The sequence below is a fragment of the Streptomyces sp. NPDC007856 genome (assembly GCF_042868225.1).
In the GTDB taxonomy this organism is placed as follows: domain Bacteria; phylum Actinomycetota; class Actinomycetes; order Streptomycetales; family Streptomycetaceae; genus Streptomyces.
In genome coordinates, this window is the sequence record NZ_JBIAEC010000004.1 from 313,366 (window position 1) to 327,197 (window position 13,832).

4 protein-coding genes are annotated in these 13,832 nt (G+C 72.1%); all 4 read right to left on the bottom strand.

What is annotated here, in order from left to right; genetic code table 11:
- Positions 1–5,358: an SDR family NAD(P)-dependent oxidoreductase gene (locus tag ACFYOH_RS12685; RefSeq protein ID WP_388624511.1), complete on the bottom strand. Its 5,358-nt coding sequence runs from the start codon at positions 5,356–5,358 to the stop codon at positions 1–3.
- Entirely contained in the window at positions 5,355–10,349 is a 4,995-nt protein-coding gene (locus ACFYOH_RS12690; protein ID WP_388624514.1) for an amino acid adenylation domain-containing protein, read from the bottom strand. Before ACFYOH_RS12690 ends, ACFYOH_RS12685 begins: the two co-directional genes overlap by 4 nt.
- Complete coding sequence (locus tag ACFYOH_RS12695) at positions 10,336–12,708, bottom strand: lantibiotic dehydratase (RefSeq protein ID WP_388624516.1); 2,373 nt, start codon at positions 12,706–12,708, stop codon at positions 10,336–10,338. The genes ACFYOH_RS12690 and ACFYOH_RS12695 overlap by 14 nt, the downstream gene beginning before the upstream one ends.
- 282 nt (positions 12,709–12,990) lie before the next feature.
- Positions 12,991–13,830 (bottom strand): metallophosphoesterase family protein, encoded by an 840-nt coding sequence (locus ACFYOH_RS12700; RefSeq protein WP_388624519.1) that lies wholly within the window; start codon positions 13,828–13,830, stop codon positions 12,991–12,993.
- Positions 13,831–13,832: the final 2 nt, after the last annotated feature.

Sequence of the window (13,832 nt, forward strand, 5' to 3'; positions counted from 1 at the left end):
TCAGCTCGCCCCCTGTGCCTGGAGCACATCCGCGAACGCACGCAGGGTCGGATTGTCGAACATGGTGACGATTCCGACGCGGATTCCGAACTCCTCCCTGATGCCTGCCATCAGCTCCACGGCGGTCAGCGAGGACCCGCCGAGCTCGAAGAAGTCGTCGTCGGGTGCGACCTCGCGGCCCAGCAGCTTCGTCCAGAGCGCGCCGAGCCGCTCGAGGACCGCTCCGCCCTGGGCCGCCGGTGCCTGTGCCTGTGCCTGTGCCGGCACCATCACCGGCACCGGCGCGACGGTCGGGGCCTGATCCGCGGCCGGCACCGCCGGTCGTACGACGGCGACCGGCAGAGGAACCGAAGGTACCGCTACGGCGCCTGCCGGCTCTGCCTCGGCCAGGGGCACCGGGCTGTCGTCGACGTACGGGCGCACGGCCACCTGGGAGGGTCGGCCGGCCCCGAGAAGCGCCAGGAACAGCCGTCCGCCGGCTGCCGGTGCGATGCCCTCGACACCGGTAGCCGCCGTGGTGCCGCTGTCAGCCGGACGCTGCCCGGCCGGCGGCCCCGCGACGAACCCGTCGTCGCTGATCCGGCGCATGGTGTAGCCGTCGATCCTGCCGACGGGCCGGCCGTCGTCCGCCGCGTAGAGACCGATGTCGGCGACGATCAGCCCGTCACCGGCCGGGCGGCGCCTGATGTGGCTCGTCAGCCTGGCGGGGAGGTCCTCGTAGACTTCGAACGCGTCGTACCCGAAGGGCAGATGAGCTGCGTCGATGCCCGAGGTCCGGGCCTCGGCGGTCGCGTTGTCCAGCAGTGTCGGGTAGAGCGGGTAGTCGGCCACCTCGTGCGCAAAGGGCGCCGCCAGCACCATGTCGACAAGCTTCTCCAGGTGCCCGTCCGTGCCGACGGTGACCTTCTCGATGTTGTCCCAGCGCGGCCCGAAGGTGAAGAACGCGTCGTTCATCTGCGTGGCGACCTCGAAGACCGCGGGCGTGCTGAGCCTGGCCCGCAGAGCCGAGAGATCGCTGCCGGGTGCCAGCCGGGGCGTGTCGAGCACGGCGATCGTCCCGGTGGAGTGGGTGATCGCGGCTCCGCTGCCCTCCGCGGTCCGCGAGGAGAGGGTGAAGCGCCAGCCCGCTCCGTCCGGCTCGAAGGCGATCTCGGCGTCCCGGGGACGTTCCACCACCAGGGCCTGCTGGAACACCACATCGCTCAGGCGCACGGGGGTGCGGCGAGGGCCGATCGCTTCGCGGAACGCGCGGACCACCATGTCGAGGTGGCCGGTGCCCGGCATGACCGGCTTGGCGCCGACCCGGTGCTCGTCGAGCATGGGGTCGGTGGCCGCGTCCAGCCGGCCGGTCCACACACGGGTGCCCGCGGGGCGGTCGTCCCGCGCCGCCATGCCGGCGTCACGCCATGAGGGCCAGTTGACGCTCAGCGCCGTGACGCCCTCACGGGTCAAGGACCTGGCATAGGCGTCGAGGAAGCAGTTGGCCGCCGAGTAGTCGGCGCTGCCGACGAGGCCGTTGAGGGCGGCCCGGCTGGAGAAGAGGACGATGAAGTCGAGCGGAGGGTGGTCGGACAAGGCCTCGGTGAGCGCGAGCGTCCCCTGGACCTTGGGCCGCAGTACCGCTTCGGCCTCCTCTCGGCGCCGGCCGAGCAGCAGGCCGTCTCCCGCGATACCCGCGAGGTGCACGACGCCGTTGACGGCTCCGTGCCGTGCCCTGACCTTGTCGAACAGCCGCCGGACCGCCCGGCCATCGGCGATGTCGCAGGCTTCCGCCTGCACCGTGGCACCGAGGCGTTCCAACTGCGCGGTCTGCGCCTTGAGGCGCTCCGGGGAGGGCAGGTTGCGTCCGGCGAGCACCAGGTGGGGGCGCATGCCGGTGCCGGCGAGGGCCTGGGCGACAGCGCCGCCGAGTCCGCCGAATCCGCCGGTGAGCACGTAGACGCCGCAGCGGCGGAGTGCCGGAGCCGTCGACGCGGCCGGACGGTACACCCGTTCTGCGCGGACCCACCGCCCCCGGCCGCGCAGTGCGACCACCGGCTCCGGCGCGGGGGACGCGATCTCGGCCGCCAGGTCCTCCTCGCGGTAGGAGTCGCAGACGTCCACCAGACGGCACGTCAGCTCCGGTGCCTCGAGCGCCAGGGTGCGGACCGCGCCGTGCAGTGCGGCCTTCACGGGGTCGACCGGCTCGGCACCGGTCACATCCGCCGAGCGGCCGGTGATGACGAGCACGCCCCCGGTCCCGACATGACGGGTGCCGCAGCGGACCAGCGCGGTGAGACTGTGGTAGGCCTCGTCCAACTGTCCCGCGGCATTGCCCGCGGTCGGCTGCGGCCAGGCGGGCACCGTCAGCGCGTGCACCAGCAACCGCGGCACTTCCCCGCGATGTGCCAGAGCCTCGAAAACGCGGTCCAGGTCGTCCTCGGATGCGAGGCGTACCCGGAACTCGTCGTCGGCCGCCTCGAACACGTTGCCCGTCCGCACCCCGACGGGCCGGTAACCGGCCTGACGCAGGCTCAGCAGGACCCGCAGCGCGTCCTCGGGCTCCTCCGGCAGCAGGGCCAGCGCTGTCCCCAGGTCCTCGCCGTGGACGGAGGGCTCCAGGTGGGGGCGTTCGACCCAGGTGAAGGTCGTGAACGGATCGGCTCCGGCAGAGGTCACGGGCTCCTCCGTGGGATTCGGTTCCGGACGCGGGGACTCGGTGGGGGCGGAGGTCTCGGCGGTGCCCGGTAGTTCCAGCCAGTGCCTGGAGCGCTGGTACTGGTAGCCCGGCAGCGGCACCCGGCGCACCGGTCGCCGGCCGCGGATCGCTTCCCAGTCGACCGTGTGGCCTTCGACCCACACGGTGGCGGCCGCCGACAGCGCGGCCCGCAGATCGTCCCCCTCGCCCGTACGCGTGAGCGTCGGCACGGCGAGGACGGACCGGTCCGCCGGATACTGCCGTACCAGGCTGGTCAGCACGCGTCCGGGCCCGGCCTCGATGACCAGCGCGCCCGAGTCACCGAGCACCTGGTCGAGCGCCAGATCGAAGCGGACCGGTTCCACCAGCTGGCGCGCCCAGAACATCGGATCGAGCGCCTGCGTGGACACCTGCTCGCCGGTGGCCGCCGACACCATCGGCACCTGCGGCTCGCGCAGCACCACACCGTCGAACGCCGCCGCGAACATGTCGACGGCCGCGGCCATCGACGGGCTGTGGAAGGCATGCGATGTCGCCAACCTGCGGCAGGAGAGGCCGGCTTCGTCGAGCACGGCGAGCGCCTCGGTCATTCGGTCGGCCGCGCCGGCCACCACGGTCTGCCGCGGCCCGTTGACGACTGCGACGGTGGCGCCGTCGGGGAGCAACGCCGCGACCTCGCTCGGGGTCGCCGCGACGGATGCCATGACACCGGGCTCCATAGCCGCCATCGCCGTGGCGCGGGCCAGCACCAGGCGGGCCGCGTCATCGGGTTCCAGAACGCCGGCGACGGCGGCAGCGGTGATCTCGCCCACGCTGTGCCCCACCACCCCGGCCGGCTCCACGCCCCAGGACCGCCACATGGCGGCCAGCGCGTACTCGACGGCGAACAGCAGCGGCTGGGCCACCGCCGTGTCCACCACCGCCTCGGCGTCTCCCGCCGACCACGCTTCGCGGAGGGCGGCGCCCGATGTGCCGAGACGCTCGAACCGCTCGAAGCACTCGTCCAGCGTCCGGGTGAAGACGGGGTCCGCACCGTGGAGGCCCGCCGCCATCCGTGGATGCTGTGATCCCTGTCCCGGGAAGGCGAAGACGATGGGGCGCCGCTGTCCGCCGGTCGACCGGACCACCTTGTCCCGGGCCACGGCCTCCGCGACCTCCGCCGCCTCGTCGGCCACCACCGCCGCTCGGACGGGGTGCTCCGTACGGCCGTCCTGGAGGGTGCCCGCGACGTCGGCGAGCGGGGCGGCGGCCTCGCCGCCCAGGTGCTCGACGAGCAGCGGCTCGTAGTCGCGGACAGCCTGCTCGGAGCGCGCGGACCAGACGATCACCTGGGGCCGCTGGTGGGGTTCGCCGATGGTCGGCACCGGCGCTTCCTGCAGGATCAGGTGTGCGTTGGTGCCGCCGAAACCGAGCGAGTTCACCGCTGCGAAACGCGGCCGGTCCGGCGTGCGCGGCCAGGGCACGAGGGCGTCGTCCACCCTGAACGGGGACTGCTCGATCTTCAGTCGTGGGTTGGGCTCGGTGAAGTTGGCCGTCGGCACGCGCTGCTCGTGGGCAAGGCACAGCACCGCCTTGACCAGTGCCGAGATCCCGGCCGCGTGACCGAGGTGACCGATGTTGCCCTTGACCGAGGAGAGCGCCACCGGGCTGGTGCGCTCAGCCGCCCCGGCGGCTTCGAAAGCGGCGGTGAGCGCCGCCACCTCGATCGGATCGCCGAGTGAGGTGCCCGTGCCGTGAGCCTCGACGAAGTCGATGTCGGCGGCGGTGACTCCGGCCAGGGCCATCGCCTCGGCCATCGCGCCCACCTGTCCGACGACGCTGGGGGCGGAGAAGCCTGCCTTGGTGGCGCCATCGTTGTTCACCGCGGAGGAGCGGATGACCGCCCAGATGTGGTCGCCGTCGGCGATGGCGTCGGAGAGCCGCTTGAGCAGGATCGCACCTGCCCCGGTACTGAAGACCGTTCCGCTGGCATGCTTGTCGAACGGCCGGCAGTGGCCGTCGGATGACATCGGGCCGCCCGGGTCCCACTGGTAGCCGTGGTGCACGGGTATCTCGGCCTCGGATCCGCCTGCGATGGCGTAGTCGCACTCTCCGGCCCGGAGCGCCTGGCAGGCCAGGTGGGTGGCCACGGCCGAGCTGGAGCACGCGGTCGAGATCGTGAGCGCCGGTCCGCGGAATCCGAACCGGTAGGCGACATGGGTCGCCAGGAAGTCCGGGTAGCTCAGCGTGCTGGACGCCAGGCCGCTGGCTGAGAGCAGCTGGTAGCCCGCGCCGGCACGGACATGCACATCGAGGTAGGTGTTGACACCGGTGGAGCCGAAGACGCCCACCCCCTCCGCGATGCGCTGGGGGTCGTATCCGGCGTTCTCGACGGCGTCGTGCGCCACCTCGAGGAACATCCGGATCTGCGGGTCCAGTACGGCCGCGTCCCGCGGGGTGAACCCGAAGAACTCGGCGTCGAACGCCTCGATGTCGGGTGTCTCGGCGTACGCCTTCACATATGAGGCGTCGGCGAGCAGCTCCGGGCGCACGCCCGCGGCGAGCAGCTCCGCATCCTCGGGAAACGTCACTGCTTCCTGACCCTTGGTCAGGTTGTCCCAGAAGTCCGCGGTGTTGCGGGCACCCGGAAAGCGGCTTGCCAACCCGATCACCGCGATGCTGTCGTCCGGGTACGTGTTCACGCGTTGCTCTCCTTCAGTCGCGCTGATGCTCGCGCCGCCAGCCGGCGGGAGCGCAGATCGGCGAAGCGGGTGACGGGTTCCCGCCGGTAGCGGGCCGGGGTCGACGAGACGGCGCCGGACAGGTATGCCGCCAGGGCGCGGACTCCGGTGTGCTCGAACAAGGCCGCGACCGGGAATTCCCGCGCGAGTGTCTCTTCGAGTTCCTGATGGGCTCGGGCGATCAGCAGGGAACTGGCGCCGAGAGCGAAGAAGGTGCGGTCGACAGGTACCGAGTCCACACCCAGCAGCCGCGCCCACACCTCGGCCACCAGGCGCTCGAGTTCGGTCTGCGGCCCTGCGGCCGGCGTCGGCGTTGCCGGGGGCGGCGCCGGCAGTGCGGCTCGGTCGGTCTTGCCGTTCGGGGTCAGAGGGATACGGGGGATCGGTACCACCGCGACCGGCAGCATGTGTTCCGGCAGGCGGACCCGCAGGAAGGCACGGACCGATTCCACGCTCGGGGCCGGGCCGTCCGCCGCAGGCACGACGTAGGCGATCAGTCTCGGCGCTCCGTCGGGACCCCGCCGGACGGCGGCCGCTGCGTCTCGGACGGCCGGGTGGCCGAGCAGCGCACGGTCGATCTCGGCCGGCTCGGTGCGGATTCCGAGGATCTTGGCCTGGTCGTCGCCGCGTCCGGCCAGCGCGATCAGCTCCTGCGAGTGGTAGCGGCCCAAGTCCCCGGTGGCGAACCGACGGTGGCCGGGCACCGGATCGGGCGCGAACACCTCGGCCTGCTCGCCTCGCGCACCGGCACTCAAGGCCAGGTACGGGCTGCGCACCACCACGGCGCCCAGTTCCCCCACCGCCGCGCGCCTGCCGTACCGGTCCAGGACCAGCACCTCGGCACCGGGAGCCCCGGCAGCGATCGTGACCGGATCCGACTGCGGCTCTCCGGGATCGAGCACGCGCGCACTGACCAGCTGCGGCGTTTCGGTCGTGCCGTATCCGTGCACCACGACGGCCCGCGGGGCCCAGTGCCGGATCGCCGCGACGTCGGCCGCCGTGAGAGCGTCACCGGAGCAGCACACCAGCCGCAGATCGGTGAGGACCGGAGCCTGCCGGGCGAGTGCGACGAGCCGGCACATCGCGGGAGTGACGTGCGCGATCGTCACCCTCTGTACGGCGAGCCACTCCCGCAACTCACGGGACGCCCTGGTGAGCCCGGCGGGTGGCACGCACAGCGTCGCACCCGTCCACAGCGGCGTGAAGACGTCCCGCAGCAGCGGATCGTGACCGAGGCCGGAGAGCATGGCGAACCGGTCGGCGGGCCCGATGGCGTGGGCACTCACGTACCAGTGCAGGAAGTGCGCCAACGGGCGCGAGCTGCCGACGACGGCACGGGGTTCGCCCGTCGTACCGGAGGTGAACGCCACATAGGCCGGCGTTTCCGGACTCGACGGTGCCGACGGCCACGGCATCTGCGCATCCGCCGGGACGGCGGGCCAGTCCGGCACCGTGGCCCGCAGCTCGGTCGGGGCATCGGCTCCGACCGCCAAGGCGACGCTCACGTCCGCCGACCGGCACTGAGCAGCCAGGCGTGCCGCCGGGTACTTCGCGTCGAGGATCGTGAAGGCGGCACCGGCGCCGAGCACTCCGAGGAGCGCGGGCACCAGTTCCAGCGTGCGGGCCGCGTAGATTCCGACCGTGGTTCCCGGCCCGGCCCCGGCAGCGGTGACGGCGGCGCAGAAGGCGCCGGCACGTGCGTACAGCTCGGCATAGCTGAGTTCCAGCTCGGGACCGACGACCGCGGTCTCCCGGGCAGACGCCGTGGCGACCCGCGTCAGGCCGGCCAGAAGGTCGGGCACGTCGTCACGGAGATCGGGCCAGGCGGGCTCCGGCGCGGCAAGGCGGTGGCTGCCCACCGGCTCGCCCGGCGCGGCACACACTGCGGCGACCAGCGCCAGGTACTGGTCCGCGAACTCCTCGGTGATTGCCTCGTCGAAGCGGTCGGCGTCATAGACGAGATCGATCCGGTGACCCGAGTCGTACCGGGTCACGTACATCGACAGATCGAACAGGGCGCCGGGAATCGGGGGCTCCCCGACCGTCACCCGCAGGCCGGCCATGGACGGCGGCTCCAGCGGGCGCCCGAGCCAGTTGAACCAGGCGCGGAACAGCGGGGCCTGCTCCGTCTCCGGCCCACGCGCCTGCTGGACGATCTCGTCGTACGGGATCTCCGAGTTGGCGAGGGCGTCGGTGAATCCGGACTGCACCTCACGCAGCAGCGTGTCGAAGTCCGTCTCCGGGGCGACGGAGAACCTCAGCGGCAACGTGGCGACGTCGAAACCGACCAGTCGCTGCGTCTCGGGCAGGTCCCGGTCGCCGTACGGCACGCCGACCACCAGGTCCCGGCGGCCCGACCACCGGCTCAGCAGCAGGGCGAACGCGGCCAGCATGACCACGTGCTCGGTGGTCCGGCGCGCCGCGGCCGTCTCGGACACCGCCCGGGCCGCGACCGGACCGAGCTCGCGGCGCAGCGTCGCGGCCCGGGGCGTCGCCGTTTCCGGCCCGGGATCACGGACCGGTAGCGGCAGCGTCGGTACCGGATCGGCGAACCGCTCCCTCCAGTAGGCCCGCTGGGTGTCACCAGGCTCTCCGACCAGCCGAGCGTTGCGCCGGGCACTCAGGTCGAGCGGGCGCACCGCGGGCTCCGGCAGGTCGGGCTTTCGGGCCGCCAGCAGGGCGTTATAGACGGCCCCCAGTTCCTCCACCAGGATGCGCTCCGACCAACCGTCGAAAGCGATGTGGTGGACGACGAGGAGGAGGTCGAAGCGGTCCGCGCCATGCCGGACCACGGCGGCCCGGACCACCTGTCCGAGGCCGAGGTCGAAGGGCCGCCGGACGATCTCCTCGACCACCGACGCCGCGGTGTCCGATGCGGCGTCGACGACCTCCCATTCTTCGCGGACCTGCGACAGCACCCGCATCACCGGTCCGTCCGGTCCGTTCTCGAACGCGGTGCGCAGGGCCTCATGGCGGGCCACCAGGTAGGTGAACGCCTCACGAAGGACGTCGGTCTTCAGGGGACCGTCGACGTGCAACAGCGTCGGGAGGTTGTACGTGGGGTCGTCGGGACGGATCTGGTGCAACAGCCACAGCCGCCGTTGCTCAGGGTCGAGGGGTCCGCCCTCGGCGTCACTGGCGGGGAGGGGCGTGTCGGCACGGGCCTGGTCATGGACCGCCCTGACGAGTGCTCTGATGGTCGGTGCGGCGAAGACCGCCGCCATGGGGATCCACGCGCCCGTCCGTTCCCGTACGGCGACGGCGAGGAGCGCCGCGGTGAGGGAGCTGCCGCCCGCCTCGAACAGGTCTTCGTCGAGATCGCGCGGCGGGCGGCCGATCAACCGGGTCCAGGCCGCGACGAGCAGTTCCTCGGTCGACGTGCCGTCGGCGGACGCCTGCTCGTCCCCGCCCCGCGACCGTCGCAGGGCGTCGCGGTCGACCTTGCCCGAGGGGGTGAGCGGCAGTCGGTCGTGGCGGATGACCTCGGCCGGCACCATGGCGTCGGGCAGGGTCTCGGCGCAGTGGCGCCGCAATCGGTCGGCCAGTGCCTGCGGCTCCTCGTCGCTGCGCGCGACGACGTGCGCGATCAGCACCGCCTCCCCCGCCTGTTCGTGACGGGCGACGACGGCCGCCTGGACCGCCTCGTGAGCGGCGAGGGTCGCCTCCACGGCGGCCGGCTGCACCCGCACACCTCGGACCTTGACCTCGTCGTCAGCCCGTCCGATGTGGACGAGCATCCCGCCGACGCGCCGTACCAGATCGCCCGTCCGGTACAGACGGCCGCCGGGAACGTCGGGGGCGGCGACGAACCGCTCCGCGGTGAGGTCGGGTCTGCGGTGGTAGCCGGCCGCCAGGGTGGCACCGCCGAGCCACAGTTCGCCGGTCTCTCCGTCGCCGACGTCCCGGCCGGTCCGGTCGAGCACTCGGACGTGGACTCCCGGGAACGGCCGGCCGATGGGGACCGATCCGTCGGGCAGGCTGCGCAGGAGTCCGTCGTCGACCTCGCACCAGGTGCTGTCGATGGCCGCCTCGGCCACCCCGTACGAGTTGACGATGCTCACCCGGGGGCCGAACGTCGCGCGCACGGCCTGGTAGTCGCGGACGGTCCACCGCTCGCCACCGGAGATCAGCAGCCGCAGTGACGGCGTCGCCCTCTTCTCCGCGGCGAGCCACGACGCGAAGAGCCGCAGTACGGCCGGGGTGAACTCGACGGTGTCGACGCCGTTCGCGGCTATGAGATCGGCGAGCGACGGCGGATCCAGCAGGACGCGCTTGGGACAGAGCACCAGACAGCCGCCGGAAAGCAGTGCCCGGGCGATGTCCCCGACATGGACATCGAAGGCCGGTCCCGCCGCCTGCAGGTGGACGCGTGGCTCCGGGGCCAGTTGGTAGCAGTGGGCCCAGGCGTGGTAGATCGTCGCCAGTGCACGGTGCGAAACGGCGACCGGCTTCGGAAGGCCGGTCGAACCCGAGGTGTGCACGAGGTAGGCCAGGTCGTCGGGTGACACGCGCGTCCGCGGGGGACATGGTGCTTCCCCGCTCTCCCACCACGGCAGCCATGGCTCGACCCGGCCGACCAGCTCAGCGTGCGGGGCGCTGTCCTCCGCCCCGCCGATCAGCACCGCGGGCTCGGCCGCGGTGAGCATGGCGTGGATCCGGGCGGTCGGTGTCGCCGGGTCGATCGGCAGGTAGCAACCGCCCGCCTTCCAGATGGCAACGACCGCGACGGCGGACTCCACCCGCTCCTTGTCCACGAGTACGGCGACCGGCACGCCGGGACCGGTCCCGGCCGCGATGAGCCGCTGTGCCAGCTGGTCGGACGCTGCATCGAGCTGCGCATAGCTCAGTCGCTGCCGACCGGCGACGACAGCGGTCCGCTCGGGGAATCTGCGGCAGGCCCGGGCAAAGAGCCGGTGCAGCAGCAGCTCATCGGTGCCGTCAACGGGCGGCAAGTCCAACCCCCTCCTGGTGCTGGCGCGCCCCGTCCACCGCCCAGGACGCCGCCGGGTACATGTGCTGGTCGACCGCGACGATCCGCAGCTCCGAGGTGTAGCGGCCCCCCTCGGGGTCGCTCAGCCAGAGCTCCGACGGCGCAGGAAGCATCTCGGCGATGTCGAGGTGTGCCCGGCCCGGTGGAAGGGCCGCGACGCGGCGGACTGCTCGGGCGAAGTTGTCGACAAGCGCGGGTGCCTGGAAGTCCACGTAGAAGGGCTTGGGCTCCAGCGGACTGCCCACGAACACATGCCGGGGCAGCCCCCGACGCGCCGCCCACTCGCGCAGCGCGCCTTGGACCGGGTCCCTGCTGCGCTCGGGGAGCGGACCGGTCTCCGCGGCATCGACCCGCCACTGCCGACGGCAGACCGTGAGGTCACCGATGGCGACCCGGGGAGCGCTGCGCCGGGGCGACCTGATCTTGAACATGTTGACGACCACCGCGGTGAGGAATTCGCCGAAACACTCCACCACCGGGGCCTGCCACCCGTCTTGAGCCGACGTGGCCAGCAGGTCGTCGTCCGCCTCGTGGACGACGAGGTCGCTCGCGGGTGTACTGGGGGCACCGGACGGATGCCCGTCGTCGGACCCGTACGACCAGTAGCGGTACATCCCCGGAGGATCGAGCGCGAGCGGCGGGTACGTCCGGGAGCTGATCTCCGCGGCGGAGGCGGGATAGACGGGCACCACACGATGCGGTACCGCGTCGTCGGCGACCGCCTGCGTCAGTGCCCGGGCGTCGTCCGCCATGGTGGCGAAGACCCGGCTCTCCAGGGTGTTGAGGGCAACGTGGAGTTCTCCGAGAACCCAGTGCAGGCTGCCGTCTTCCGCCCGGCGGGGCAGGACGTCGGGACTGTGAACCTTGGCCGCCGCCCACAGGCGGCCACGGGGCTTGAAGAGCACCTTGGCCAGCTCGCGGGCGCGGTCCACGGGAACGACGGCGTCGTCCGGGCCCTCGGGCAGGATCTCGGCCCAGCGCAGCTGGAAGTCGGTGCGGACCTCCGCATAGAGCTCGGCGGCCGGGTCGAGGACATCGGCGCAGGCAAGCTGGAACTCCGCCAGCGTGACGACCTCACGTCCCTGGCGCAGTTCCCGGTACCGGCGGATGAACTCCTCGTTCGCCGCTTGCCCGATCTCCGCTGCCAGCCAGCGGGCGGCGTCGAGAACGACGGAGAGCGGCCCGGCGAGCGCGTTGAGGGCGTCGTCCCCGATGACCGCGTCGAGGTCACGGCGGCAGTCGGTGTAGAGAGGTGTGCGGCCGCCGGCCGCCAAGGCAGAAGAGCGGGCGGCGCGTTCTTGGGCAGCCGGTCGGCGCCGGACGGGCGTCGGGTCGGCGGCTCCCCGCTCCTCGGACGCCGGCAGGACGCCGATGGCTCCGCCGAAGGCCGCGTCCGCGAGGCCGAGTGCCTCGGCGAGAGCGGAGGAACCGCGGGCAGCCGCCACCGCGGCACGCGCTGCCTCGAGTTCCCCGAGTACGGCCAGCAGGCGTCGGCGCACCGGGACATGGGTGATCTGCTCAACCTGCTCACGGAGGTGACGCTCGGGACTGCCGTCGATGGGTACGGCGAAGCCGACCCGGACCACCTGCTCCCTGGCGAGCTGGTCGATGAGCGCCCCGGCACCTTCGCCGTGGCGGTCCGTCAGCTCCTCGACCGATGCGGGCAGACCCGCCAGCAGACGGGCGGCACCGGGGGGCAGGGCAAGCAGCGGACGCCGTGGGCGCCGGGCCGCGTCACCGGCGACGGTGACGGCCGGGTCGATCCGCACGGGCAGGAAGGGGCGCAGTTCGGGGTCGGCGTTCCAGTGGCGCGCGACCGCCTGCAGCGCCCAGATCTCGAAGCCGACAGCGCTTCGGACGATCCCGCCGCTGCCGGACACCACCGTGTCGGTGCCGCCCAACTCGGCCCAGGCGACTGGCCCGAAGAAGCCGACCGTGTCGTTCTTCGCGCAGTACCGCTGCGCGTAACGGGCGATCAGTGCCTCGCGGCGCGCCATCCGCGGCAGTCCGGCCGGTCGCCCGGCCCGCACCGAAGCGGCGTAGTCAGCTGCCCAGTTCGCCATGACCTCGGGGTTCTGCCAGGTCAAAGCCGAGGCGAAGGTCTCGTCGAGGAGAAAGCCGTTCACTGCTGCCCTGGTCGCGGCCCGGGCCTCGGCGTCGCGCTCCGTTCCCGAAGGGCGTTCCGGCTCCCCCGCCACGGCGAAGGCGTCCAGGCGCTGGAACGGCAGTCCGGCGGACCGCAGCGCCGCCAGCTTCCACAGCAGCCAGTCTTCGGCTATCGCGATCCGGCCCGTCGCCGCTTTGGCGGCGTCGATGAGCATGGACGATCCTTCCCAGTACAGCTTGCGCATTCTCAAATAGCGGCCACGGAAACCAGATTCGGCCGGATAGTCGTTTGACCATGACCCTAACGACAGCCGCCAGACGCAACCTGTCGCAGGTTTGGGGGACGTGCAGGGAAACAGGGCGACACGGAAGGTGTCCTGGCCGGAAATCCACCGAACGCGCAGGCCGCGCTGTGCCGCGAAGTCCGGTCATCGGCAACCGATCGGGAAACCGGTCAAGCCGCGCCCGTTCCGCGGGGAGGGGACAGGGCGGCCTCGCTAACCGATCCGCCGCAGCAGCGGCGTGGGCGGTCCCGCAGGCTGCCACTCCCGCGGGTAGCCCAGGGACACTTCCTCGAAAGGAACCCCGTCATAGACGGTGGAGCGTCTGATGTGCAGATGCCCGTACACCGCTACCGCGACGTTGAACCGCCGGTGCCAGTCGGCGGTGAGGACGGTTCCGCACCACTGCGCGAACTCCGGGTGGTACAGCACCTCGGTCGGCTCGCGAACCAGCGGCCAGTGGTTCACCAGCACGAGCGGCACATCGGAACCGCAGGCCGCCAGCCGCCGTTCGGTCAAGGCCACCCGGGCGCGGCACCATGCCTCACGGCTCGGGTAGGGATCGGGGTGGAGGAGGCGCTCATCGGTGCACACGACGCCGGCTTCGTACGCCAGGGCAAGGGACTCCTCCTTGTCATCCGTCCCGGCCACCCGAAAGGTGTAGTCGTACAGCAGCAGCAACGGCGCGATGCGCAGCGCGGTGCTGCCCGCACGCCAGACCGGGTAGCTGTCCTCCGGTGTCAGGACGCCCAACTTCCGGCAGGTGTCGACCAGGTGCTCGTAGCGTGCCACGCCACGCAACCGGACCGGGTCCCTGGCCGGCGTCCAGAGCTCGTGGTTCCCCGGGCACCAGATGACCTTTGCGAACCTTTCCCGCAAGAGGCCGAGGGTCCACTCGACATCCGCGACGGTGTCGGCCACGTCGCCCGCCACGATCAGCCAGTCCGCGCGCGAGCGGGGGTGGATGCGCTCGATCAGCCGCCGGTTCTCCTCGTACCCCACATGCAGGTCGCTGATGGCGTAGAGGCCGCCGACCGATCCCGCGGATGCCTCCACGT